Below are 24,044 nucleotides of genomic sequence, written 5' to 3'. Positions count from 1 at the left end.
CGGCCTGTGAGCCGTTGCTCCTGAACGATCACTTCATTGCGATCTCGTGGCGAGGGGGCTCGGGGTCGTCGACAGCCGGGGGAGGGTGGGGCACAGTGAACTCCGTTGCTGTGTAAGCGCTTTCTGATTCCTTCGGAGGTCACCGTGTCGCCCAGTCCCGTACCGCCACCGGACGTGACGACCACCCGCAGAGCCTTCGGAGCCCTCGCCGCAGGTGCCGCCCTCGCCGCCCTCGGCCCCGCGGCCACGGCGAGCGCCTCGCCGCGACACCGTCGCCTCGTCGCCCACGACGACTTCCACCACGGTCTCGGACAGTGGGCCGTCGAACTGGAGCAGGGCGGCTCGGTCACCGCGCGGCGCAGGACCCTGGAGGTCGACGTGCCCGCCGGCGCGACGATCTGGTTCAAGCAGCGGCTCGAAGGACCGTACGTCCTCGAGTACACCGCGACGCCGGTCTCGGAGGGCGGCGTCAACGACCGGGTCTCCGACCTCAACAACTTCTGGAACGCCGTCGACGTCCGGTCCCCGCAGGACATCTTCGCCACGCACCGCGGCGGGGCCCTCGCGGAGTACGACCAACTCACGACCTACTACGTCGGCTACGGCGCCAACACCAACACCACGACCCGGCTGCGCCGGTACGTCGGCCAGGCCGGGGTGCGGCCGCTGGTCTACGACTACACCGAGCCCCTGCTCGTCGCGAACCGGCCGAACCGGGTGCGTATCGTCTCCGACGGCACCGGGGTGAAGTGGTGGAACAACGGACGGCTCGTCTTCGACTACACCGACCCGGAGCCGTACACGAGCGGGCACTTCGCGTTCCGTACCACCTGGAGCCACTTCCGGATCAACGACTTCCGGGTGTGGCGGTCGCATCGTCAACAGCGGTGATCAGGGACCTATTCCTGGTTTGGCCAACACTTTAGGAGTGGCTTATCTCACCGCACGTCAAGCCCTTCCTACGGTCGCGTAGGTCACATTCGAAGGTGAATCATGAACTGCTGTGGCAGACGATTCGAAGAATGACAGCAGATCAGTGATCGGGTCGTACGTGGCGGTGGGGGACAGCTTCACCGAGGGCGTCGGCGACCCCGGCCCCGACGGGGCGTTCGTCGGCTGGGCCGACCGGTTCGCGGTGCTTCTCGCGGACCGGCGGCCCGAGGGCGAATTCAGGTACAGCAATCTCGCCGTGCGCGGGAAGCTGCTCGACCAGATCGTCGAGGACCAGCTTCCGCAGGCCGTCGAACTGGCGCCGGACCTGGTGTCGTTCTGCGCCGGCGGCAACGACATCATCCGGCCCGGCACCGACCCCGACGAGGTCGCCGAGCGCTTCGAGCGGGCCGTCGCCCGGCTCACCGAGGTGTGCGGCACCGTCATGGTGACCACCGGCTTCGACACCCGTGGCGTGCCCGTGCTCAAGCACCTGCGCGGCAAGATCGCCACGTACAACGGGCATGTGCGGGCCGTCGCCGACCGGTACGGGTGCCCGGTGCTCGACCTGTGGTCCCTGAAGACGATCCAGGACCGGCGGGCCTGGGACCACGACCGGCTGCACCTGTCCGCGGAGGGGCACACGCGTGTGGCGCTCCGCGCGGGCCAGGTCCTCGGCCTCGAGGTCCCGGCCGACCCCGACCAGCCCTGGCCCCCGCTGCCGCCGCGCGGCCCGCTGGACGTGCGGCGGGACGACGTCCACTGGGCGCGGGAGTACCTGGTCCCGTGGATCGGCCGCCGACTGCGCGGGGAGTCCTCCGGCGACCACGTGACGGCCAAGGGCGTGCTCTCGCCGGACGACATCAAGACACGGATCGCTTCGGTGGCCTGAGGGGCGGGGCGGCTTGGGGCGGGCGGGGCGACGAGAGGCTTGCGGCGCGCAGGCTTAGCGACGGGACTCCCGCGCGGCCGCCTTGGCCGGTCGGCGGGGGTGGTCCGCGGTGCCTTGGCAGGCTGGCGGCGGGTGGTTTGTGGTGCCCGGGTCGGCAGGCGGCGGGTCGTCTGTGGTGCCTGGGCCGGGTGGGTGCGAGAGTTCTGCGCGGCCGAGCCGGGAGGGGGTTATCCATGCGGCCGGACCGGGCAAGCGGCGACCGCCGGAGGTCCGCGGCGTCTGGGCCGGGCGGCGGCTGCGGTGGCCGGGCTCGGTGGCGGCGGCGGAAGCTGCGGTGGCCGGGATCGGTGGCGACGGTGGGAGTTCTGCGGTGGCCGGGCCGGGCAAGCGGCGACTGTTGGAGGTTCGCGGCGTTTGGGCCGGGCGGCGGCGGGTGGTGCCCGGTGTGCGGGGGCGTGGCTGCGGCTACGGCGTCAAGGGCGCCCCGTCCAGGCCCAGTTCGCGGGTCAAGGCCTCGTCGACCCACTCCTGGGCGCGGGTTCGGAGGACCGCTCCGGCGTAGGACGTCAGCTGGACGGCGAGGCCGTCCAGGAGGGCCGTGAGGCGCAGGGCCGTGGCCTGGGGGTCCGGGCAGTGGAACTCGCCCGCCGTGACACCCTCGGCGATCACCTCCGCCAGCGCCGCCTTCCAGCGCCGGTCGAGATCGCGCGTGACCTCCTGGAGGGCCGGTTCGCGCAGTGCCACGGCCCAGCCCTCGATCCACAGCCGCCACCCCTTGGCCTGACCCGTCGGGGCATACCAGCGCACGGCCGAGCGGAGTCGGCGCAGGGCGCTCGTACGTCGGCCGAGGAGCTTGCGCAGATGCGCCAGATCATCCTCCGCCGCGAAGGTGAACGCGGCGGCGACCAGCTTCTCCTTCGTCGAGAAGTGATAGAGCACCAGGGCGTTGCTCACCCCGAGCGCCGAGGCCACGTCGGCGATCCTGACGGCCGCCACGCCCCGCGCCTCGATCTGCTCGATGGCCGCCCGCAGCAGCTCCTCGCGCCGCTCGGCCACTGTCAACCGCACTCTCGCCACGAGGTCACCCTAATCCGTCGGCCAGGAGCACACCGCCCGGCCGGGGTCGGCTCAGCGATACCAGCCGAACCGCTCCGCGATCACCGGCAGCCGGTCCGCGACCACCGCGTGCGCCGCGGCGCGCGGCGAGGTGCCGTCCGCCTCCGCCCGCCCCAGCATCTGCTCGACCAGGGCGCGCATGGAACGTCGTATGTGTGCGAAGGCCTCGTCCGCGTCCGCGCCGATGTCACCGAACAGGGTCCACCACCACCAGGCGTTCGTCCCGGAGTTGACCACCACGTCCGGCAGCACGGTGACCCCGCGCGCGGCCAGCATCACCTCCGCCGCGGGTAGGACCGGCATGTTGGCGGCCTCGACGATCCAACGGGCCCGGATCCGCGCCTGGTTGCCGGTGTCGATCGCGTACGAGACCGCCGCGGGCACCAGCACCTCCGCATCCGACGACAGCCAGGCCTCGCCGGGCAGTTCACGGTCGGCGGGACGCAACACGGAGCGGTCCACGGTCCCGTAGGAGTCCCGGGCGGCGAGCAGCGCCTCGACATCGAGGCCGGCCGGATTGAGGATCGTGCCCTTGATGTCCGCGACGGCGACCACGGTGAGCCCCGCGCGGGTGAGGAAGCGGGCCGTGGCCCCGCCCATGGTGCCCAGCCCCTGCACGGCCACCCGCGTGCCCGCGTACGGCACCCCGGCCCGGTCCAGGGCCGCGAGCACCGACTCGGCGACCCCGCAGCCGCCCGCCAGCTCGTCGAGACCGATGCCGTCCACCTCGACGGCGAAGGCGTCCGCGAGCCGCCGTCGCGCCGCGGTCGCGTCGTCGAGCAGCGGGTAGACCGCCTGGATCGAGGAGACCAGACCGGCCTCGGCGGCCGCCCGGTCCACCAGGTCCTGGCTGAGACCGAGGTCCTCACCGGTCGTCCAGAGACTCTCGACGTACGGCCGCATGGCACGCAGGTAGCGCACGAGGAGCCCGTACGCCTCCGGGTCCCGGGGGTCGCAGTCGATGCCGCCCTTGGCGCCGCCCAGGGGGACGTACCGCGCGGCGGGGTCGTAGTGCAGGGCTTCCTTCATGGTCATGCCGCGGGCGAGGCCGGTGACCTCCTCCAGCGTGCAGCCCGGGCGCATGCGCAGACCGCCGCTGGCCACACCCCGCACCAGCCGGTCGACGACCAGGAAGCCCCGGCGGCCGGTGACGTGGTCGGTCCAGGTGAGCGACAGCAGGGGGGTGGTCACGCGGGCTCCGGGGCGGCTGAAGAGTTACTGAACGGGGAGTCAGTATTGGCATCAGGGCCCGTGCTGTCAACGTGAAGGAGCCCCTCCTGTCAACGTGAACCCCTCCCGCGGCGTCCTTACGCATGTGACCGGGCAGACCCCGGCACAGTCAGAGGGGCGGACCATAATGGATGCCTCAGCTTCTCCACCTGGAGGTACCGTGACCGGCTTCCGTTCCCTGAGCTCCGGGCTCCGCGCGGTGCAGCCCGCGGCCTTCGGTGCGGATCCGAGCGGCGAGCGCATGGCGCGCATCCGCAGATCCCCCCACTTCAAGGACGGCGTCTTCCAGAACCCGGGCGGGAGCCCCACGCGAATCCGGCCCGACGCCTCGCCGCTGGACTTCGCCAAGGTCTTCTTCGACAGCGACAGCCGGCCCCGGCGCGCTCCCGAGGGCCGGATCCCGGTGCACCCCACGACCCTCGCCGACCTCTCCAGGCCGCCCGCCACCGGCCTGCGGCTGACCTGGATGGGCCACTCCAGCGTCCTCGCCGAGATCGACGGACGCCGGGTGCTGTTCGACCCCGTCTGGGGCGAGCGGTGCTCCCCGTTCCCCTTCGTCGGGCCCAAGCGGCTCCACCCGGTGCCGCTGCCGCTCGCCGCGCTCGGCCCGGTCGACGTGGTCGTGATCTCCCACGACCACTACGACCATCTGGACATGCCCACCATCAAGGCACTCGCCGGGACGGACACGGTGTTCGCCGTACCGCTCGGGGTGGGGGCCCATCTCGAGCACTGGGGCGTGTCCGCGGACCGGCTGCGCGAGCTGGACTGGCACGAGTCGACCCAGGTCGCCGGACTGACGCTGACGGCCACGCCGGCTCGGCACTTCTGCGGACGCGGACTGCGGAACACCCAGCACACGCTGTGGGCCTCCTGGGTGGTCTCCGGCGAGGAGCACCGGGTCTACCACAGCGGTGACACCGGGTACTTCGACGGCTTCAAGGAGATCGGCGCGGCTTTCGGGCCCTTCGACGCCACGATGATCCAGCTCGGCGCGTACTCCGACCTGTGGCCGGACATCCACATGACCCCCGACGAGGCGCTGCGATCCCATCTGGACCTCCAGGGCGGGGACGCGGCACAGGGTGTGCTGCTGCCGATCCACTGGGGGACGTTCAATCTCGCGGCCCATGCGTGGGCGGAGCCGGCCGAGCGGACGATGCTCCTGGCGCACAAGGCCGGGGTCGCGATGGCTTCGCCGCGGCCGGGGGAGCCGTTCGAGCCGGGCGCGGTGCCGGCGGTCGACCCGTGGTGGCGCGGGGTGGCCAAGGCGCCTGTCGGGGGATGGGACGCGTTGCCGACGGCTGCGGGGGAGCCGGAGGCCGTGCTGGAGGGCTGAGGGCCCTGCAGGTCGGCCTCTGTTGCGAGGTTGAGGGCTGAAGCCTGAGCTCGGGTGGTGTCGGGGGGTGTCGGGTGCTCGCGGCGGTGATGAATCCGCCGGGGGCGCGCGGCACCCCTTTGTGATGCGCTCTTCCGGGTGCGCCGGGGACACTGCGCCGGAGTCCCTCATGGACACGCTCAGTGACGTTCGGGAAGGCTTGGGCCAATGGTCCAGCGGTGCCTTTGTGGGCGATCGCACTCGAAAAGGCGGCTGATGTGATGACCGGGGCACCCGTACGCCTCGCGGCCTCGTCGCGCGTTCCTGAACACCTTTGACCAGGGCTGATCGGTATTCACTCGTTCGAGGGTGCCAGTCCGATCGGCTTGTCGGTCTGTCGTGCGAAGCCTCATACCAGAGTGGGACGCCCTCCGGAGGACTTTGTCAACTGCCGCTCGCACATGATGCCTTGGCGACTACTGTGAGTGTCCGCCGGGCGACGAGGGGCTGAAGTATTCGGTTCTCTCGACCGGTACGCCACGACGCATGCCCACGGTGGACCGCCGCGGGGGCGGGGAGGAGGGAGGGGGCGCAGGTGACCGACGAACGCGCCGCCTCACCCGTCCCCACGCCCCCCGCGCGGCAGCCCGCCGGGGCGCACGCCGCGGCCCGCCGGACTGGGCGGGTCAGCCCGGGGAACTCCGGCCGTCAGGACCCACGGACCACTACAAGGACACCGATGTCTCACCTCCGTGCACCGGCCGCGCGCGCAGACCGCCGTGAGGGCGGGCGGCACGGCCGGCAGGTCGCCCGCCCCGCACCCTCGCTGCCGGAGACGCACATACGGCCGCAGTTGTTGCGCCTGGCCGTGCTCCCGCCGATCGCGGTGGCCCTCAGCGGCTGCGCGGCGGTCCTGTTCACCGTCCGCACCACGGGGGCACGGCCCGGACTCGTCCTGTGGGGTGTCCTCGGCGGCGCGCTCTCGGTCACACTCGCGGGCATCCTGATCGCCGCGGTGGCGGCCGACCGAGCCGCCGCCACGGTGAGCGACCGGGTCGGCGCACTGCGCCGCAGCAGCGCGCGCCGCGAAGCCGAACTGCGGGCGCTGGTCGAGGGATTGCGGCGCGGGGAGGTGCCGCCGGGGCGTGCTCCGCGCAGCGGTCCGGCCGAGGGCGCCGACGACTTCGAGCTGCTCGCGGCCGATCTGACGCGCGCGCACGACGGAGCCGTCACGGCCGTCGTCCAGGCCGCCCAGCTCTCCAGCCAGGCCGGCAGCGAACAGAAGCTGGAGGTGTTCGTCAACCTCGCCCGGCGGCTTCAGTCGCTGGTGCACCGGGAGATCTCGATTCTCGACGAGCTGGAGAACGAGATCGAGGATCCCGACCTGCTCAAGGGGCTCTTCCACGTCGACCACCTCGCGACCCGGATCCGGCGGCACGCCGAGAACCTCGCGGTGCTCGGCGGTGCGGTCTCGCGGCGGCAGTGGAGCAACCCCGTCCCGATGACCGAGGTGCTGCGTTCGGCCATCGCCGAGGTCGAGCAGTACTCGCGGGTCAAGCTGGTGCCGCCGATCGACGGCACGCTGCGGGGGCATGCCGTCGCCGACGTCATCCATCTGCTGGCCGAACTCGTCGAGAACGCGACGGTGTTCTCGGCCCCGCACACCCAAGTGCTGTTGCGGGCCAACCTGGTGACCTCGGGGCTCGCGGTCGAGGTCGAGGACCGTGGGCTCGGTATGCCGGTCGCCGAACAGCAGCGGATGAACGCGCTGTTGACGGACCCCGATCAGGTGAATGTGGCCAGCCTGTTGGCGGACGGCCGCATCGGGTTGTTCGTGGTGTCCCAGCTCGCCAAGCGGCACGGGATCCATGTGCGACTCCAGAGCAACATCTACGGCGGGGTGCAGGCCGTTCTCGTCGTCCCGCAGGCGCTGTTGGGCTCGGCGCCGGGGGCGGTGGGGGCGCAGCCCCCCGAGGGCGCGGTATCCGGCGTCGGGGCGCCGCGGAGTCCCGGCCCACAGCGGCCCGGTGCGCAGGCACGGCACCGGGGAGCGCCGGCGGAGCCGCGTCCCGGGGGCGATCCGAGTCGGCGGCAGTCTCAGGGCGCCGCGGGAGCGCAGCTCAACGGCCGCACGACCCCGGCGGTGAACGGCGGGTCGGCGGGGACACGGGGCGCGGAGGGTGGACGGACGGCGCCTGCCGAGGGGGAGGGCGGCGGCGGGCGTGGGCGGGGCGGAGACGCGTCGTCGCGTGGCGGCGGGGGCGGGGCGAACGGGGACGGGGCGAACGGAGACGGGCGCGCACCGGGGGCTGGTGATCGTGCGTCGTCGGACACGGGTCGTCCTGGGGCTTCGCCTGCGGTCGGCGGGGTCGAGGACCCGGCCGAGGAGGGGAGCCGAGCACAGGCCGGGGGCGAGTTCGCGCCGGGCGCCGGTGGCCCTGAGGCGAATGCAGGCGGACGGGGGATCGGGGGTGCCGGCTCGGCCGCGAACGGTGCGGCCACGTCCGGAGGGAGCCTGAGCGCGCTGGAAGGCGACGCGAGTGTGTCGCACGGCCGTGGGTCGGGTTTCGACGGCAGCGATCCCCTGTCGAGCGGCGGCCCCTCGCTGAACGGCGCTTCGGGGGTGGCGGCCGGGGGGACTGGGCCGTCGGCTGGTGGTGACGGTGCGGGGGCCGGTGGGATCGGGCCGTTGGCCGGCGGGCATGGAGCGGGGTCCCAAGGGAACGGATCGCCCGTCGACGGGTATGGAGTCGACTCCCCCGGGGGCGGATCGTCTGTCCATGGGAATGGAGTCGGCTCTCACGGGGACGGATCGTCCGTCCGAGGGAATGGAGTCGGCCCCCACGGAGACGCATCGTCCGCCGACGGGGGAGGAGTCGGTTCCCACGGGAGCGGGCGCGCCCTCGGTGAGGGAAAGGGCGGGCGGCCCGCGCCCCTGCCCGTGCGGGGGGCGCGGGCCGGGCGGCCCAATCCGGCCGACGCCGTGCCCGGGATCAAGCCTGCCGATCGGCGGCTGGTCGCGGAGCACGTCGTCGCGCCTCCGACCCCGCGGGCCGGGACCGTGCGGGGCACCATGGGCAAGCCGCAACTGCCCCGGCGCCGCGCCCAGGAGCACATCGTGCCGCAACTGCGCGGCGGGCCCGCACCCAGGCAGGACGCCGAGTACCTGACAGGCCACGACCCGGGACTGATGGCCGCCTTCCAGCGGGGGATCAGCCTCGCCGAGGCCCAGCAGCACCTGGAGTCGGACCCCGGCGAACAGGGACCGTCCCTGCCCGTCGCTCCGCCCCACATGGCGTCCGACCCCATGGGACCGGCACACACAGCCGCCGGACACATGGAGCCACACCCGGGGGGACCGCAGCACACCGCTGCCGTCCATATGGAGTCCGGCCACACGGGTCCGGCGCACACGGCCGCCGCCCCCATGGACCCCCTCTCCCACATGCCTCCCGCATCAGCGGAGTCAAGCCGTGTGCCGTCCCCCGACCCGTCCGCCGCGTACGAGTTCGACTTCCACCTCCGTCGTGGCAGGGGCCGTACAGACGCCACACCCACGACCGAGTCCGCCTCCATAGACGCAACCCACCCAGACGTGACCCCCCTGGACGTGACCCCCATGGAGCGGCCCCACATATCCGACCCGCACGGTCTCGGTCCTGACCACACCACCCACCGGCACGACGGGAGCGCACCCGCCGGATGACCAACCCCGCGTTCACCTCACCCCCCAGCGCTCCCGCAGACCTTCGTACCTCAAGGAGTCGATCCACCATGGCGAGCGAAGCGCCGACCGGCCATGTATCCGACCTCGACTGGCTGATGAGCGGCCTCGTGCAGCGCGTGCCGCACACCACCAGCGCGGTCCTCCTGTCCTGCGACGGGCTCGTGAAGTCGGTCCACGGCCTCGATGTCGACAGCGCCGACCACATGGCCGCCCTGGCCTCCGGCCTCTACTCCCTCGGCCGCAGCGCGGGCGCCCGCTTCGGCGACGGCGGGGACGTCCGCCAGGTCGTCGTCGAACTCGACTCGACGCTGCTGTTCGTGACCACCGCCGGATCCGGCACCTGTCTCGCCGTCCTGGCGGGACGCGAGGCCGACGCCGCGGTGCTCGGCTACGAGATGGCGATGCTCGTCAAGAGCGTCCGCCCCTACCTGGTGACCGCGCCCCGGCAGCACGCCGTCGAATCCCCGGCGATGAGGCCTTGAGCGTGGCGGCGGCCGGCGACGGGCCCTGGCTCGACGACGCGGCCGGGCGGCTGGTGCGGCCCTTCACGGTCAGCAACGGCCGCACCCGGCCGTCCATCGCGCTCGACCTGCTGTCGCACCTGCGGGCCACCGGGGTCACCCCCATCGGCTACCTCGGCCCCGAGCACGCGCAGGTGCTCGACCTGTGCCGCACGACCGTCTCGGTCGCCGAGGTCGCCGCCCACCTGAAGCTGCCGGCGGTGGTCACCAAGGTGCTGCTGTCCGACCTCGTCGACTGCGGGGCGCTGACCACCAAGCCCCCCGAGTTCACCCACAACCCGACTGACCGGGCTCTTCTGGAGGCAGTGCTCGATGGACTACGACGACAGCTCTGATCCCTTCCCCACCGCACTGAAGATCCTGGTGGCGGGAGGGTTCGGAGTAGGCAAGACGACCTTCGTGGGCGCGGTCAGCGAGATCGCCCCCCTCAGCACGGAGGAGCTGCTCACCACGGTCAGCGCCGCGACCGACTCTCTCGACGGCATCGAGAACAAGGTCGAGACGACGGTCGCCATGGACTTCGGACGCATCACGCTCGACCCGCAACATGTGCTCTACCTGTTCGGCACGCCCGGGCAGGAGCGGTTCTGGTTCATGTGGGACGAGCTCTCCGAGGGCGCGCTCGGCGCGGTGATCCTCGCGGACACCCGCCGGCTGGAGGACTGCTTCGCGGCGGTCGACTTCTTCGAACAGCGCGGACTCGGCTTCATCGTCGCGATCAACGAGTTCGACGGCGGCTACCGCTACGACCCCGAGGAGGTGCGCGCCGCCATCGACCTCCCGCCGGAGATCCCGATCGTGCGCTGCGACGCCCGGATCTCCAGTTCCGGTGTCCAGACCCTGCTCACCCTCGTACGGCATCTCATCGCCCACAGCCCGGCACCCGCGCCGAGCCATGGCGCCCACATGTGAAGCACCCCGCGCCAACCCTTGGCGCCCACATGTGACCCCCGCACACACTGCCACGGAGCCGCATATGACCGACGTCCACAGCGACGGAAGCCGCCCATGAGCTACGACCCACCACGCCCGGCCGGTCGACTGCTGCTCACCCCGGAGGACAAGGAGGCTCCGGACCGGGCGCGACGACTGCGCCTGCTGGGGCTCGGGGAGCAGCCGGAGCCCGCGCTCGACGCCTTCGCCGGGCGGCTCGCCGAGCGCACGGGGGCGCCGTACGCGATGGTCAACTTCATCGGCGAGCAACGGCAGTTCTTCGCCGGGCTCAGGATTCCCGCGACCCGCCCTCCGGTCCCTGCGGACGGCGGCGAGGCCAAGCCGGAAGTGGGCCGCTACATGGAGCGCGACCACGGGTTCTGCCCCCATGTGGTCGTCCGTCGCAAGGCGTTGGCCCTGGAGGACGTCCGTGACTACCCCCGCTTCGCCGGCAACCCGGTGGTCGACGAGTTCGGCATCCGGTCCTATCTGGGCGCACCCCTCATCGACTCCACCGGGATGGTCCTCGGCACGGTGTGCGTCGCGGACGTGGAGCCGCGGACCTGGGGCAAGCCCGGCCTGGAGACCATCAAGTCGTCGGCGTCCGAACTCATGGCACGGCTGGAGCAGGGGGTGGCCGGCGGGCTCCCGCTGTGAACGGCAGCCGCCCGTGGCCCGCGACGCCGGTGACCGTCACACGCCTCCGCGCCAGATGTTGTCGAAGGCCGCGCTCTCGATCGCCCGCCGCTGCCGTACGGCCTCCAGTTCCATCACCGCGTCCCCGACGGCCGCCAGCACGGTCGTGACCGTCTCCCCGCCGAGGTCCTCTTCGAACTCCGCGTTCTTGTCCTCGATCCCGGCGGCGGAAGCCAAGGCGGCGAAGACCGGTTCGCCCGAGGCCCGGCGTTCCTGTGCGGCGCTGCGGGCCGGGGAGTCGACCGGCACCGTGCGAGCCGAGAGCAGCGGGAAGCGGCGGCCGCGCGGGCGGCTGGTCAGTCCGACCTTCTCCAGGTCGTCGACGTAGGCCGTGGCGAGTTCGCGGCCCCGGCGCCACAGCCAGTCCTCCACCGTCTCGTAGGGCTCCTGCCGGACGAGCGCGGCGGTGGCCTCGTCGAGCAGCCGGTCTCCCGTCGCCGTCTCCGGCGCCGGCACGATCCGGTCGTCCTCCACGGTGATCGCCCCGGCCGCCACGAGGTCCAGCACCTCGGCCCCCGCGAGCGCGAGCGACAGGTCGCCCTGCTCCACGGAGCGGCCGGGCGGCACGTCCAGGGCGACGATCGCGAGGTCCCGTGCGGTGGTCATGAGTGGCTCCACGTCTGTCGGCCGGGTGCGGGGCAAGGGTGCCAGGACCGCGGGGTCCTTGCGTCCTCGGTCGATTCTCTCCGCGATCGGCCCGCGATGACCATGGGATCCGGGAATCCGCCCCGGGGGAGGAGCGGGGCGCGGCGTTCGAGGGGAGCACCGCCCGCCCCGCCGGAGGATGGGTGCGGCGTTCGGGGCGAGCACCGCGGCGGCGGCCAGGAGGAGCGCGGACGGGTAACTGTCCTGGCCAACGCGGCCTGGGGGCAGGGCTGTTCGCCCGCGACCAGCGCTCGGCCCCCACTCCGGCCGGGGTCCGCTACCGCGCTGCTCCCGGACACCCGTGGGTGCGCAGCCCCACGCACAGGCACCGCAGGTCGCCGCCTGTCCGGACCAGGCCGTGTGCCGCCTGTCCGGGCCGCCCAGCCGTGTGCCGCCCGGCCCCGACCGTGTTGCCGAGTGCCGAGTGCCGAGTGCCGAGTGCCGAGCACCGAGCACCGCGCACCGAGTACCGAGTACCGACCGGGGATCTCGCGACCCCGTGCGTGACCTCGGCCTCGAGCCGGCCGGGCTGCGCGGCGGCCTGTTCGGCGCTGCCCCCCGCCCCCGCCGCCACGCCCCCGCCGCCCCGCCGCCGCAGGCGTGAAGCCGAGCTGTGGGGCCGCTTAAGAAATCCTCGATGGACCAGGACGGCGTCGTACGGCAGATTGCTGGGCGTTCCCACCCCTCGTACCCACAGGAGCCGTAGCGTGAAGGCGCTGGTCAAGGAGAGGGCCGAGCCCGGGCTCTGGCTCGCGGACGTCCCGGAGCCCGCCGTCGGACCCGGCGATGTGCTGATCAAGGTGCTGCGCACCGGGATCTGCGGCACCGATCTGCACATCCGGAACTGGGACGGCTGGGCGCAGCAGGCGATCCGCACCCCGCTCGTCCTCGGGCACGAGTTCGTCGGCGAGGTCGTCGAGACCGGGCGCGACGTCCAGGAGATCCAGATCGGGGACCGGGTGAGCGGCGAGGGGCACCTCGTCTGCGGGAAGTGCCGCAACTGCCTCGCCGGGCGGCGGCACCTGTGCCGGGCCACGGTCGGCCTCGGCGTCGGACGGGACGGGGCCTTCGCCGAGTACGTCGCCCTGCCCGCGGCCAATGTGTGGGTGCACCGGGTGCCGGTGGAACTCGACGTGGCCGCGATCTTCGACCCGTTCGGCAACGCCGTGCACACCGCGCTGTCCTTCCCGCTGGTCGGCGAGGACGTGCTGATCACCGGGGCGGGGCCGATCGGCCTGATGGCGGCGGCCGTCGCCCGGCACGCCGGTGCCCGCAACGTCGTGATCACCGACGTCAGCGAGGAGCGCCTGGAGCTGGCCCGCAAGATCGGGGTGAGCCTCGCACTCAATGTGTCGGAGGCTCAGATCGTGGACGGGCAGCGGGAGTTGGGGCTGCGCGAGGGCTTCGACATCGGGCTGGAGATGTCCGGCCGCCCCGAGGCCTTGCGCGACATGATCGCCAACATGACCCACGGCGGCCGGATCGCGATGCTGGGGCTGCCGGCCGCGGAGTTCCCCGTCGACTGGGCCCGGATCGTCACCTCGATGATCACCCTCAAGGGCATCTACGGCCGTGAGATGTTCGAGACCTGGTACGCGATGTCGGTCCTCCTGGAGGGCGGCCTCGACCTCGCCCCCGTGATCACGGGCCGGTACGGCCACCGAGACTTCGAGGCGGCGTTCGCCGACGCGGCGAGCGGCCGCGGCGGCAAGGTCATCCTCGACTGGACCAACTGACCTAGGGACTGACGATGTTCGACTCCGTGCGCGACGACCTGCGCGCCACCCTCGACGAGATCCGCGCCGCCGGACTGCACAAGCCCGAGCGCGTGATCGACACCCCGCAGTCGGCGACCGTGAACGTCTCCGCGGGCGGCCGCCCCGGTGAGGTCCTCAACTTCTGCGCCAACAACTACCTCGGCCTCGCCGACCACCCCGAGGTGGTCGCCGCCGCGCACGCCGCCCTGGACCGCTGGGGCTACGGCATGGCCTCGGTCCGCTTCATCTGCGGCACCCAGGAGGTCCACAAGGAGCTGGAGGCCCGCCTGTCCGCCTTCCTCGGGCAGGAGGACACGATCCTGTACTCCTCCTGCTTCGACGCCAACGGCGGTGTCTTCGAAACCCTGTTGGGCCCCGAGGACGCGGTGATCTCCGACGCCCTGAACCACGCCTCCATCATCGACGGCATCCGCCTGTCCAAGGCCCGCCGCTTCCGCTACGCCAACCGTGATCTCGCCGATCTGGAACGGCAGTTGAAGGACGCGTCCGACGCGCGTCGGCGTCTGATCGTCACCGACGGCGTCTTCTCCATGGACGGTTACGTGGCGCCCCTGCGCGAGATCTGCGACCTCGCCGACCGCTACGACGCCCTGGTCATGGTCGACGACTCGCACGCCGTCGGCTTCGTCGGTCCCGGCGGCCGCGGCACGCCCGAACTGCACGGCGTGATGGACCGCGTCGACATCATCACCGGCACCCTCGGCAAGGCCCTCGGCGGTGCCTCGGGCGGCTACGTCGCCGCCCGCGCCGAGATCGTCGCCCTGCTGCGTCAGCGCTCCCGGCCGTACCTCTTCTCCAACACGCTGGCCCCGGTGATCGCCGCGGCCTCCCTGAAGGTCCTGGACCTGCTGGAGTCGGCCGACGACCTGCGGGTGCGGCTGCGCGAGAACACGGCCCTGTTCCGCCGCCGTATGACGGAGGAGGGCTTCGAGATCCTCCCCGGCGACCACGCCATCGCGCCCGTGATGATCGGCGACGCCTCCCGGGCGGGCCGACTGGCGGAGCTGCTGCTGGAGCGCGGGGTGTACGTGATCGGGTTCTCCTACCCGGTGGTGCCGCAGGGCCAGGCGCGGATCCGCGTCCAGCTGTCGGCCGCGCACTCCACCGGGGACGTGAACCGCGCGGTCGAGGCCTTCGTCGCGGCCCGCGCGGAGCTCGGGGACTGAGCCGGGCGCGGGACGTGAGCGGGGCCGGGCGGCTGCACCGGGCGCGGGACGTGAGCCGGGCCGTGCGGCTGCACGGGGCTCGGGGGCTGAGCCGGACCCTAGCGCTGAGCCAGACCCGAGCGCTGAGCCGGACCCGAGCGCTGAGCCGGACCACACGGGTGCATTTGAGACAATCAGTCGCATGATCGAAGCGCGGCGGCTCCACATCCTGCGTGCGGTGGCCGACCACCGTACGGTGACGGCGGCTGCCGCCGCGCTGTATCTCACGCCCTCCGCGGTCTCCCAGCAGCTGACGGCGCTGGAGCAGGAGACCGGCCACCGGCTCGTCGAGCGGGGTGCGAAAGGCGTACGGCTGACCGCCGCCGGTGAGATCCTGCTCAGCCACACCAACGCGGTCCTCGCCCAACTGGAGCGGGCGGAGGCCGAACTCGCCGCGTACGACGCGGGGGAGGCCGGCACGGTCACCGTCGCGTCCTTCGCGACCGGCATCGCGCTGGTCGTGGCGCCCGCGGTGACCCGGCTCGCCAGGACCGCCCCGGGTATCCGCCTGCGGGTCCAGGACGCCGAGGGCGACGCCAGCCTGCCGATGGTGCTGGACCGGCAGGTCGACGTGGCGGTCGCGGTGGAGTACCGCGGGGCCCCGCCGGCCGACGACCCCCGCCTGGCGCACGTGCCCCTGTACGCCGAGCCCTTCGACGCGGTCGTCCCGGCCGGTCACCGGCTCGCCGACGCGGGCGAGGTGCCGCTGGCGGAGCTCGCCAAGGACCCCTGGATCGGCCCCTACCCGGGCAACCCCTGCCATGACGTGGTGGTCCTGGCCTGCGAGAACGCCGGTTTCCAGCCCTGCCTGGAGCACTCCTCGGACGACTTCCGCGCGGTGGTGGCCCTGGCCTCGGCGGGCGCCGGGGTGGCGCTGGTGCCGCGTTCGGCGCTGCGCGGGATGGACCTCGCGGGGGTGGTCGTACGACCGGTGGACGGGCCGGCCCCGACGCGGCGGGTGTTCGCGGCGGTACGGCGGGGGGCGGAGGGCCATCCGCTGATCCGGCCCGTGCTGGAAGCACTGGGCGAGGCGGCCGGGGCGTAGCCGCCGACCGGGAGCCTGACCTGGGAGCTTGGCTGAGAGGTCTCGGAAACCTCCCTGTTTCATATCTGGGATAACGTCCCGGATATGAAACATGATGTGGTCCCGAGCGAGGTCGACTCCGTCGATGTCCGACTCGCCGCCCGGCTCGCCGTGCTTCGGGCCGAACGCGGCTGGTCCCTGGGCGAGTTGGCCGAGCGCAGTGGCGTCAGCAAGTCGACTCTCTCGCGTGCGGAGCGGGCCGAGATCAGTCCGACCGCCTCGCTGCTCAACCGGCTGTGCGGGGTGTACGGGCGGACCATGTCGCAGCTGCTCAGCGAGGTCGAGGCCGAGCCCGCACCCCTGGTGCGCGGCGCCGAGCAGACGGTGTGGGAGGACGCCGCCTCCGGGTTCGTACGGCGGTCCGTGTCTCCGCCGCACCCCGGGCTGCGCGGCGAACTCGTCGAGGGGCGTCTCGCCGCCGGTGCCGACATCTCCTACGACCGCCCGCCCGTACCCGGTCTCGAACAGCACATCTGGGTCCTGGCGGGCGCGCTCGACGTCACCGCGCAGGGAGCCGACCACCACCTCGACACCGGGGACTGCCTCCGGCTGCGGGTATGGGGGCCGACCCGGTTCCGCTGCACCGGCCCCGAGGCGGCGCGGTACGTGCTGGCGGTGGTGCTGCCGTGAGCGCGTCTCGCCTGGACGAGGCACAACTCGCGGAGTGCGTCGAGGAGTTGGCCGGGCTGCTGGTCAACACCGTGGACGGCGGTGCCTCCATCGGATTCCTCGCGCCACTCGACCGGGCCGCGGCCGTCGCCTGGTGGACGGAGCGCGCGGCCGCGGTGACCGCCGGACAGCTGGCCGTGTGGGCCGCCTTCGACGACCACCGCGTGGTCGGCACGGTCAGCCTGGCCTTCCCCGACAAGCCCAACTCCCGCCACCGCGCCGAGCTGGTCAAGCTGATGGTGCACCGGAGCGCCCGTGGGCGTGGTCTGGGCCGCACGCTCCTCGGAGTCGCGGAAGAGGCCGCCGCCGCGGCCGGGATCACCCTGCTCCACCTCGACACCGAGACCGACAGCCCCGCCGAACGCCTCTACGACTCGGCCGGCTGGGTCCGGGCCGGGGTCATCCCCGACTACGCAGCCGATCCCGGCGGGAAGCTGCGGCCGACGACGCTGTACTACAAGCGGCTGACGGCGACAGCGCCCGCCGGCTGACGACGACCGCTCCTACTGGGTGACGACGACCGCTCCCACCGGGTGATCGGCGAGAGCGGCCCCACCAGCTGATCGGCAACGGCGGTCCGCCTGGTGAGCGGTGACGGCGCTCCGCCAGGCGTCCGGTGACGACCGACCACCAGGTGATCGGCTACGGCGGTCCGCCAAGCGATCGGTGACGGCGGTCCGCCGTGGCCATCGGCGCCCGCTCCCACCAGGTGATTGTCAGTGCGGGCCGCTACCGTGCCTGTCATGCCGGACGCCGAAGACGTACGCCGTGTCGCCCTGTCCCTGCCGGACACCACGGAGAAGATCGCCTGGAACATGCCCACGTTCCGGGTCGCGGGCAAGATGTTCGCCACGCTGCCCGAGGACGAGACCTCCATCGCAGTGCGCTGCCCCAAGGAGGAGCGCGACGAACTGGTGCTGGCGGAACCGGGGAAGTTCTGGATCGCCGACCACGAGGCGCAGTTCGCGTGGGTGCGGGCCTACCTGTCCGCGATCGAGGACGAGGCGGAACTGCGGGACATCCTCGCCGACTCCTGGCGCCAGGCGGCCCCGTCGCGGCTGCTCGACGCGTATCCGGCGCTGGGGCTGCCGGACGAGCCCAGGGCGTGAGCTCCCGTGCCCGGCCGGGCCCGAGGGCCAGCGGGAAACGGGTGCGCGACCATCGACCCGAGTGCGGTATGGTTTCTTTGCGCGTTCGGCCAGGGGAAACCCCAGGTCAGACGGGCACCGGGACGTGGCGCAGCTTGGTAGCGCACTTGACTGGGGGTCAAGGGGTCGCAGGTTCAAATCCTGTCGTCCCGACCAGCTTCACGCAGGTCGGAGGCCGTTTTCCCATCGACGGGAGAACGGCCTTTTCCGTGGCCCGCTACAGGGCCCTCTCAGTCCCGACAGTGCCCTCTCAGTTCCGCCGAGAGCCGTCCGCGTAGAGCGGGAACGCTGCGGCCAGCTTCTCGACCCGCGTGCGCAGCTCGTCCGCGGGGCGTTCGCCCTTCAGGGACTCCGCGATGATGTCGGCGACCTCACGGAACTCCGTGTCGCCGAAGCCGCGGGTGGCCAGGGCGGGGGTGCCGATGCGCAGCCCCGAGGAGACCATCGGCGGGCGTGGGTCGAACGGCACGGCGTTGCGGTTGACCGTGATGCCGATGCGGTGCAGCCGGTCCTCGGCCTGCTTGCCGTCGAGCTCGGAGTTCCTCAAGTCGACCAGGATCAGGTGCACTTCGGTGCCGCCGGTCAGGACGGTGATCCCGGCTTCGGCGACATCGTCGGCGAGTAGCCGGCCGGCGAGGATCTTCGCGCCCCGCAGGGTGCGCCGCTGCCGCTCCCTGAACTCCTCCGAGGCGGCCACTTTGAAGGCCACCGCCTTCGCCGCGACGACATGCTCCAGCGGTCCGCCCTGCTGCCCCGGGAAGACCGCCGAGTTGATCTTCTTGGCCAGGTCGGCCCGGCTCAGGATCACACCGCCGCGCGGGCCGCCGAGGGTCTTGTGGGTGGTCGTCGTGACGACGTCGGCGTACGGCACCGGGTTCGGATGCAGCCCCGCGGCCACCAGGCCGGCGAAGTGCGCCATGTCCACCATCAGATACGCGCCCACCGCGTCGGCGATCCGGCGGAACTCCGCGAAGTCCAGCTGCCGGGGGTAGGCCGACCAGCCCGCGACGATCATCTTCGGCCGGTGCGCGAGGGCGAGCTGCTCCACCTCGTCCATGTCGACGCGGAGGTCGGTCTCGCGCACGTGGTACGGCACGACGTCGTACAGCTTGCCCGAGTAGTTGAGGCGCATGCCGTGGGTCAGATGCCCGCCGTGCGCCAGGTCCAGCCCGAGGATGGTGTCGCCGGGCTGCAACAGGGCGAACATCGCGGCCGCGTTGGCCTGGGCGCCCGAGTGCGGCTGGACGTTGGCGGCCTCGGCGCCGAAGAGCTCCCTGACGCGGGCGATGGCCAACCGTTCGATGACATCGACGTGTTCACAGCCGCCGTAGTAGCGGCGACCCGGGTAGCCCTCGGCGTACTTGTTGGTCAGGACCGAGCCCTGGACCTCCATGACCGCGGTCGGGGCGAAGTTCTCCGAGGCGATCATCTCGAGGGTGGACTGCTGGCGGTGCAGCTCGGCGCCGACCGCGGCGGCGACCTCTGGGTCGAGTTCGGCGAGGGGGAGGGCGAGGGAGGAGGCGGGCGCGGTGAGGGAGGCGGTGGGCGTGGTGAGCGACGTACTCGTTGCCATCTGTGCACCATCCTGAGAGCCAACTCATGGGCAACTGATATATCAACCTGTGCGGTAAAGTATGGGAGCTTGCGGGGACCGGTCAAGGGGGCATCCATGCAGCAGGTCGCGGCCGAGGCCGAGGAACTGTCGCTCGCCGAGCGCGCGTACCGCGCCATCCGGGACCGGCTCGTCATGCTGGAGATCCGCCCCGGCGCGCCGATCAACGAAGAGCAGCTGGGCCAGTCGCTCGGCGTCGGCCGCACGCCGGTGCGCGAGGCGCTCAAGCGGCTCCAGTACGAGCGCCTGATCACGACGTATCCACGGCGCGGCACCTTCGCCACCGAGGTCAACATCACCGACCTGGCACACATCTCCGAGGTGCGCCTGGAACTGGAGCCCCTGGCCGCAGCCCAGGCCGCGCGGCGCGCCACGGCGGCCGACCGGGCGAACCTGACGGCACTCCGGACCGAGCTGGAGGACGGAGGCCTCGGCCGGGACCCCGCCGAGCTGATGCGGCTGGACCTCAGGGTGCACCGGGCCGTCTACACCGCCACGCACAACCCGTACCTGGAGGACACCCTCGTCCGCCACGACAACCTGGCCACCCGCATCTGGTGCCTGTTCGTCGACCGGCTGTCCGGCATGGCGGGACATGTCGAGGAGCACGGCCCGCTGATCGCGGCGATCGTGGCCGGGGACGCCGACCGCGCGGCACGGCTCGCCCGCAGCCATGTGGAGGGCTTCGAGCGGGCCGTGCGCGAGGCGATCTGAATCCGGCCCGCCCGCACGCGCCTCAGACGCCGGTCCCGTCGCCGTCGAGGTCGGTGCACTGCCGCACCACCCGCAGCTCGTCGCCCTCGAAGCGCATCTCGTACAGCTTCCCGCGCGCGTTCTCGAAGGGGCGGTGCAGGATCATCATCAGCCGTCCGTCGAAGGCCCGAAACAGCATGCCGTGCCCGCTGTCGTCCCGGACCAGCGGCCGCCGCTGCTCCCAGGGCCCTTGCAGCGCACCGGACTTGGAGACCGCGTAGGTCTGCACGTAACCACCGCTGACGGTGCCGTCCGCACCCGCCGTGTTCTTCTCGTACGTCGACCAGAGCATGAGCAGGCCGCCGTCGGGGGTGCGATGGAGCTGGGGGCCGTCGGTGACGTAGGGCGCGAGCTGGTGCGGTACGCCGGCGGGGATCTGCTCACCCAGCCAGGACGCGTCCGAGCCCTTGAACAGGAAGACGGGGTCACCGATCGTCGCGGTGAGATCCGGAGCCAGCCGGACCGCCTCGATGGTCCCGTCCACGGTCTGGAGCCACTCGTGCGCGTACACCATCCAGGGCTGCCCGGCCGGATCGACGTGGAGCGTGCCGTCGAGGGTCATGAGGTGCGCGGGCGGGGTGGGTCCGGTCGGGTCGACGACGGTGAAGGGGCCCAGCAGCGAGTCGGACACGGCGGTGATCGTGCCGCGTGCGTGGTTCGGCAGCTGGAATGGCGTACCCCACCGCCCGGCGGGCGGCACCGGCAGCGGACGGCTCTCGTCGTGCAGGGTGGTGAACAGGTAGTACCGGCCGCCCCAGGCGTGCACCTCGGGCGCCCATCCGCCGTCCCGCGCCCAGAGCCCCTCCTGCTCGCCGGTCCGGAACACCACCACGGGCCGCGTCCACTCCCTCAGGTCGCGGCTGCGGTAGACCATCGTCCCGACCCCCTCCACCCCTGACGCCGACGGCTCGTTGGAGGTGTAGAGGTAGTACGTCCGCGTCTCCTCGTCGGCGACGACGAACGGATCGTGCAACGGCATCTCGGGCAGCCGCAGGGGCTCGGTGTCGGTCACGGCTGCACGATACGTGGGCGTCGTGTCGGTGCCCTCGGGCGCCGCAACCGACGGGGCGCTTCAGCCGACCGGGCGCTGGAGGCGTACCGTCAGCTCCACCCGTACGTCGTCCCCCGCGTCGAGTCCTTCCGGCTTGCGTACGGCGTTCTTGAGGGGGAGCAGGTAGCCGCCGTCCTTCGGGAAGAGCGAGGTCGTGAAGGTGGTCTCGCCGATGCGGGCCTCGACCGGGATCACGCCCCAGCCGTACGTGGCCGCCCTCGCCACCTCGCCGATGTCGGCGGACTCCTGGTCGGGCACCGGGACGAAGTAGTAGGGGGCCGGGCCGCGCCATTCGACCACCCGGCCGGTGAAGGTGAGCCGCATGGGTCCCCCGTCGGTTCGAAGACGTCAGGAGACGTTGTACCGCGCCGCGACGTCCGTGAGGTAACCCCGCAGCAGGATCTTCGCCTCCTCCAGCAGCGCCGCGTCCCCCTTGACGTCCCTGCGGAACGCCTCCTGCGCGAGGGCGTCGGCGGCGAGAACGGCCGCGTGGCAGACGCGGGCGAGGGTGTCGTCGTCCTCGGCGAGACGCAGGGTGAGCAGGATGCGGCGGATCCCGTCGGCCATCCGGCGTTTGTGCTCCCGGTCCGCGGCCCGGGTCCGCTCGGTCAGTCCGCTGCCGAACCACAGGGCGCGGAAGCCGTGCTCGGTGCGGTAGATCTCCGCGTACGCGTCGATGAGGACGCCGACCGGGTCCTCCCAGCGCTCGGTGGCCGCGGCGGAGGCGAGCGCGTCCATCGCGGCTTCCAGCTTCGCGAAGTAGCCGGCCGCCAGCGCCTCGATGATCGCGCCGCGGTCGGGCAGGTACTGGTACAGCGAGCCGACCGACACCCGCGCCTCGGACGCGATCCGGGTCGTGGTGAGCGCCTCCACGCCCTCCTCGACCAGGATGCGCTCCGCGGCGTCCAGCACCCTGGCCAGCCGGGCCCGGCTGCGGGCCTGCTGGGGAGTGCGGCGCAGGGAGGCGATCCAGGCGGCGGGGTCGGCGCCCGGGGCGGACTCGGCCACGGGACCACCTCCGAACGTGAACGTGACTTTGTTTCACGTTTAGGTTAGCGTCGCGCGCATGACCGACTCAAGCCCGGTGCTGAGCGAGGAACGGGTCGCCGTGGCGGCCGCCTGCCGCCGTCTGGGGGCCGAGGGCCTGCTCATCGGTACGGCGGGCAATGTCAGCGTGCGGGTCGAGGACCGGGTCGCCATCACCGCGACCGGAGCCGTCCTCGCCGAGCTCACCCCGGAGCAGGTGACCGTCGTGGACCTCGACGGCGAGATCGTGGCCGGAGAGCTGCTGCCCACCTCGGAGCTCGACCTCCACCTCGGTGTCTACCGGCGCTACGGCACCACGGCCGTCGTGCACACCCACGCCCCGATGGCCACCGCCCTCTCCCTCGTCCTCGACGAACTGCCCTGCATCCACTATCAGTTGCTCGCGCTCGGCGGCACCGTCCGGGTCGCGCCGTACGCCACCTTCGGCACCCCGGAACTCGCCGAGTCGGTCCTCACCGCGCTGGACGGGAGAGGGGCCGCCCTGATGGCCAACCACGGTGCGGTCACCCACGCCCCGACCCTCGACAAGGCCGTCGAGCACGCGTTGCTCCTCGAATGGGCCTGCGGTGTGTACCAGCGCGCGGCCGTCCTCGGGACGCCGCGCGCCCTCGACGAACAGCAGCAGATCGCGGTGATCGAGGCCGCCCTCGCCCGCAACTACGGCACCACGCAATCCGCTCAGGAGGGGAACAGATGAACGTCGTCACCATGGGTGTGCACGTCCTGGACGTGCTGGTCCGGCCGGTCGAGGAGATACCCGAAGGGCAGGGCGCGACCCTCGTCGAGGACATCCGGATGACCGCCGCAGGCACGGCGGCCGGCACCGCCCTCACCCTGGCCAAGCTGGGCGCCTCGGTCCGCACCACGGGAGCGATCGGCACCGACCCCACGGGCGACCTGCTGATCCAGCTGCTGCGGAAGGCGGGCATCGACACCGAACTGCTGGTGCGGCGCCGGGACACCGCCACCTCCGCGAGCGTCCTGCCGATCCGCCCCAACGGCGACCGCCCCTCCCTCCACCTGCTCGGCGCCAACATCACCTACGGCCTCGACGACATCCCCTGGGACGCGGTCGCCGAAGCGAGCCATCTGCACCTCGGCGGACCCGAACTCATCGGCGCCGACGTCGCCGTCCGCGTCCTGGCGCACGCCAAGGACCACGGCGTCGTCACCTCGGTCGACCTCCTGGCCCCGGGCTACCTCGGCACCTTCGACCAGATCGAGCCGCTGCTCCCGTACATCGACTTCCTTGTCCCCAACGACGACCAGGTCGTCGGCTTCAGCGAGGAGGAGGACCTCGTCACCGGCGCCAGGAAGTTCCTGGCCGGCGGGGTGGGCCTGGTCGCGGTCACCCGCGGCGGCGAAGGCGCCCTCCTGGTCACGGCCGAGGGCACCGAGACGATCCCCGCCTTCGAGGTCGAGGTCGTCGACACCACCGGCTGCGGCGACGCCTTCTCGGCGGGCTTCCTGCGCGGGGTGAGCCTGGGCCGTACGCCTCGCGAGGCGGCCGTCCTCGGCAGTGCCGCGGCCGCGCTGGTCGCCCAGGGACTGGGCAGCGACCACGGGGAGTTCGACCTCGCGGAGGCCGACGAGTTCGCCATGACGAGCAAGATCCGCGCGTAGCCGGCGCGGTGGGTCAGGGGTACGGAATGAGCGCGGGGCGCCCGGTGTTGCGGCAACATCAAGCGC

The 24,044-nt window shown here is 72.3% G+C and carries 24 protein-coding genes and 1 tRNA gene; 18 read left to right on the top strand and 7 right to left on the bottom strand.

The features are described from left to right. Window positions 1-174 precede the first annotated feature (174 nt). Together AQJ54_RS14070 and AQJ54_RS14065 are read left to right on the top strand one after the other, a co-directional pair. The gene (locus tag AQJ54_RS14070; protein WP_062237519.1) at window positions 175-891 is read left to right on the top strand and encodes a DUF6250 domain-containing protein; all 717 of its coding nucleotides are present in this window, start codon (window positions 175-177) and stop codon (window positions 889-891) included. Between the two features lie 145 nt (window positions 892-1,036). After that, on the top strand, window positions 1,037-1,822 hold the full coding sequence (locus AQJ54_RS14065) for an SGNH/GDSL hydrolase family protein (protein WP_030315237.1): 786 nt from the start codon (window positions 1,037-1,039) through the stop codon (window positions 1,820-1,822). A 465-nt stretch (window positions 1,823-2,287) separates the two neighbouring features. On the opposite strand, the gene AQJ54_RS14060 is transcribed toward AQJ54_RS14065, so the two are convergent. Together AQJ54_RS14060 and AQJ54_RS14055 are read right to left on the bottom strand one after the other, a co-directional pair. Then, on the bottom strand, window positions 2,288-2,899 hold the full coding sequence (locus tag AQJ54_RS14060) for a TetR/AcrR family transcriptional regulator (protein ID WP_169808232.1): 612 nt from the start codon (window positions 2,897-2,899) through the stop codon (window positions 2,288-2,290). A gap of 51 nt (window positions 2,900-2,950) precedes the next feature. Further along, window positions 2,951-4,129, bottom strand: coding sequence for a glutamate dehydrogenase (locus AQJ54_RS14055; protein WP_062237515.1), 1,179 nt, complete (start codon window positions 4,127-4,129; stop codon window positions 2,951-2,953). A gap of 199 nt (window positions 4,130-4,328) precedes the next feature. On the opposite strand from AQJ54_RS14055, the gene AQJ54_RS14050 reads away from it, so the two are divergent. The 6 genes from AQJ54_RS14050 to AQJ54_RS14025 all read left to right on the top strand — a co-directional run bounded on the left by AQJ54_RS14050 (window position 4,329) and on the right by AQJ54_RS14025 (window position 11,324). Continuing rightward, the gene (locus tag AQJ54_RS14050; protein ID WP_062237513.1) at window positions 4,329-5,507 is read left to right on the top strand and encodes an MBL fold metallo-hydrolase; all 1,179 of its coding nucleotides are present in this window, start codon (window positions 4,329-4,331) and stop codon (window positions 5,505-5,507) included. Between the two features lie 718 nt (window positions 5,508-6,225). Next, entirely contained in the window at window positions 6,226-9,192 is a 2,967-nt protein-coding gene (locus AQJ54_RS14045) for an ATP-binding protein (RefSeq protein WP_062237511.1), read from the top strand. Between the two features lie 68 nt (window positions 9,193-9,260). Continuing rightward, complete coding sequence (locus tag AQJ54_RS14040; protein ID WP_030315250.1) at window positions 9,261-9,695, top strand: roadblock/LC7 domain-containing protein; 435 nt, start codon at window positions 9,261-9,263, stop codon at window positions 9,693-9,695. 2 nt (window positions 9,696-9,697) lie between these two features. Further along, on the top strand, window positions 9,698-10,069 hold the full coding sequence (locus AQJ54_RS14035; protein ID WP_062237508.1) for a DUF742 domain-containing protein: 372 nt from the start codon (window positions 9,698-9,700) through the stop codon (window positions 10,067-10,069). Next, window positions 10,047-10,646: a GTP-binding protein gene (locus AQJ54_RS14030; RefSeq protein ID WP_030315255.1), complete on the top strand. Its 600-nt coding sequence runs from the start codon at window positions 10,047-10,049 to the stop codon at window positions 10,644-10,646. The genes AQJ54_RS14035 and AQJ54_RS14030 overlap by 23 nt, the downstream gene beginning before the upstream one ends. Window positions 10,647-10,742: 96 nt before the next feature. Continuing rightward, on the top strand, window positions 10,743-11,324 hold the full coding sequence (locus AQJ54_RS14025) for a GAF domain-containing protein (RefSeq protein WP_062237506.1): 582 nt from the start codon (window positions 10,743-10,745) through the stop codon (window positions 11,322-11,324). Window positions 11,325-11,360: 36 nt separating this feature from the next. Here the strand turns inward: AQJ54_RS14025 and AQJ54_RS14020 are convergent, their stop codons facing one another. Further along, window positions 11,361-11,969, bottom strand: a complete 609-nt coding sequence (locus tag AQJ54_RS14020) for a GOLPH3/VPS74 family protein (RefSeq protein WP_062237505.1) — start codon at window positions 11,967-11,969, stop codon at window positions 11,361-11,363. Window positions 11,970-12,715: 746 nt separating this feature from the next. On the opposite strand from AQJ54_RS14020, the gene tdh reads away from it, so the two are divergent. The 7 genes from tdh (at window position 12,716) to AQJ54_RS13985 (ending at window position 18,048) form a co-directional block, all read left to right on the top strand. Next, window positions 12,716-13,744, top strand: a complete 1,029-nt coding sequence (gene tdh / locus AQJ54_RS14015; protein ID WP_062237502.1) for an L-threonine 3-dehydrogenase — start codon at window positions 12,716-12,718, stop codon at window positions 13,742-13,744. A 14-nt stretch (window positions 13,745-13,758) separates the two neighbouring features. Then, entirely contained in the window at window positions 13,759-14,952 is a 1,194-nt protein-coding gene (locus AQJ54_RS14010) for a glycine C-acetyltransferase (protein ID WP_062237500.1), read from the top strand. A 181-nt stretch (window positions 14,953-15,133) separates the two neighbouring features. After that, window positions 15,134-16,036, top strand: coding sequence for a LysR family transcriptional regulator (locus AQJ54_RS14005; RefSeq protein WP_062237498.1), 903 nt, complete (start codon window positions 15,134-15,136; stop codon window positions 16,034-16,036). Between the two features lie 84 nt (window positions 16,037-16,120). After that, window positions 16,121-16,705 carry a helix-turn-helix domain-containing protein gene (locus AQJ54_RS14000; protein ID WP_062237496.1) on the top strand — a complete coding sequence of 195 codons (585 nt, stop codon included), beginning with the start codon at window positions 16,121-16,123 and terminating at the stop codon, window positions 16,703-16,705. Continuing rightward, on the top strand, window positions 16,702-17,235 hold the full coding sequence (locus AQJ54_RS13995) for a GNAT family N-acetyltransferase (RefSeq protein ID WP_062237494.1): 534 nt from the start codon (window positions 16,702-16,704) through the stop codon (window positions 17,233-17,235). The genes AQJ54_RS14000 and AQJ54_RS13995 overlap by 4 nt, the downstream gene beginning before the upstream one ends. Window positions 17,236-17,487: 252 nt before the next feature. Beyond that, window positions 17,488-17,853: an MmcQ/YjbR family DNA-binding protein gene (locus tag AQJ54_RS13990; RefSeq protein WP_062029289.1), complete on the top strand. Its 366-nt coding sequence runs from the start codon at window positions 17,488-17,490 to the stop codon at window positions 17,851-17,853. 118 nt (window positions 17,854-17,971) lie between these two features. After that, a tRNA-Pro gene (locus AQJ54_RS13985) sits at window positions 17,972-18,048 on the top strand. A gap of 94 nt (window positions 18,049-18,142) precedes the next feature. On the opposite strand, the gene glyA is transcribed toward AQJ54_RS13985, so the two are convergent. Further along, entirely contained in the window at window positions 18,143-19,465 is a 1,323-nt protein-coding gene (gene glyA, locus AQJ54_RS13980; RefSeq protein WP_062237493.1) for a serine hydroxymethyltransferase, read from the bottom strand. A 96-nt stretch (window positions 19,466-19,561) separates the two neighbouring features. Between glyA and AQJ54_RS13975 the strand changes: the two genes are divergently transcribed. Beyond that, a complete protein-coding gene (locus AQJ54_RS13975) occupies window positions 19,562-20,218 on the top strand; it encodes a GntR family transcriptional regulator (RefSeq protein ID WP_062237491.1) in 657 nt (218 codons plus the stop codon). A gap of 22 nt (window positions 20,219-20,240) precedes the next feature. Here AQJ54_RS13975 and AQJ54_RS13970 read toward each other — a convergent pair whose 3' ends face one another. The 3 genes from AQJ54_RS13970 to AQJ54_RS13960 all read right to left on the bottom strand — a co-directional run bounded on the left by AQJ54_RS13970 (window position 20,241) and on the right by AQJ54_RS13960 (window position 22,316). Next, window positions 20,241-21,236 (bottom strand): glycoside hydrolase family 43 protein, encoded by a 996-nt coding sequence (locus tag AQJ54_RS13970; RefSeq protein ID WP_107121087.1) that lies wholly within the window; start codon window positions 21,234-21,236, stop codon window positions 20,241-20,243. Between the two features lie 93 nt (window positions 21,237-21,329). Next, window positions 21,330-21,632 carry a DUF1905 domain-containing protein gene (locus tag AQJ54_RS13965; protein WP_062237487.1) on the bottom strand — a complete coding sequence of 101 codons (303 nt, stop codon included), beginning with the start codon at window positions 21,630-21,632 and terminating at the stop codon, window positions 21,330-21,332. 24 nt (window positions 21,633-21,656) lie between these two features. Beyond that, window positions 21,657-22,316 (bottom strand): TetR/AcrR family transcriptional regulator, encoded by a 660-nt coding sequence (locus AQJ54_RS13960; RefSeq protein WP_030315287.1) that lies wholly within the window; start codon window positions 22,314-22,316, stop codon window positions 21,657-21,659. Window positions 22,317-22,374: 58 nt separating this feature from the next. On the opposite strand from AQJ54_RS13960, the gene AQJ54_RS13955 reads away from it, so the two are divergent. Together AQJ54_RS13955 and AQJ54_RS13950 are read left to right on the top strand one after the other, a co-directional pair. After that, window positions 22,375-23,052, top strand: coding sequence for a class II aldolase/adducin family protein (locus AQJ54_RS13955; RefSeq protein ID WP_062237485.1), 678 nt, complete (start codon window positions 22,375-22,377; stop codon window positions 23,050-23,052). After that, entirely contained in the window at window positions 23,049-23,978 is a 930-nt protein-coding gene (locus AQJ54_RS13950; protein WP_062237483.1) for a carbohydrate kinase family protein, read from the top strand. The genes AQJ54_RS13955 and AQJ54_RS13950 overlap by 4 nt, the downstream gene beginning before the upstream one ends. Window positions 23,979-24,044 lie beyond the last annotated feature (66 nt).

The sequence above is a fragment of the Streptomyces griseorubiginosus genome (assembly GCF_001514195.1).
Classification (GTDB): Bacteria; Actinomycetota; Actinomycetes; order Streptomycetales; family Streptomycetaceae; genus Streptomyces; species Streptomyces griseorubiginosus.
The sequence above is the reverse complement of the archived record's forward strand: the minus strand, read 5'-3'. Positions and strand labels throughout refer to the sequence as shown.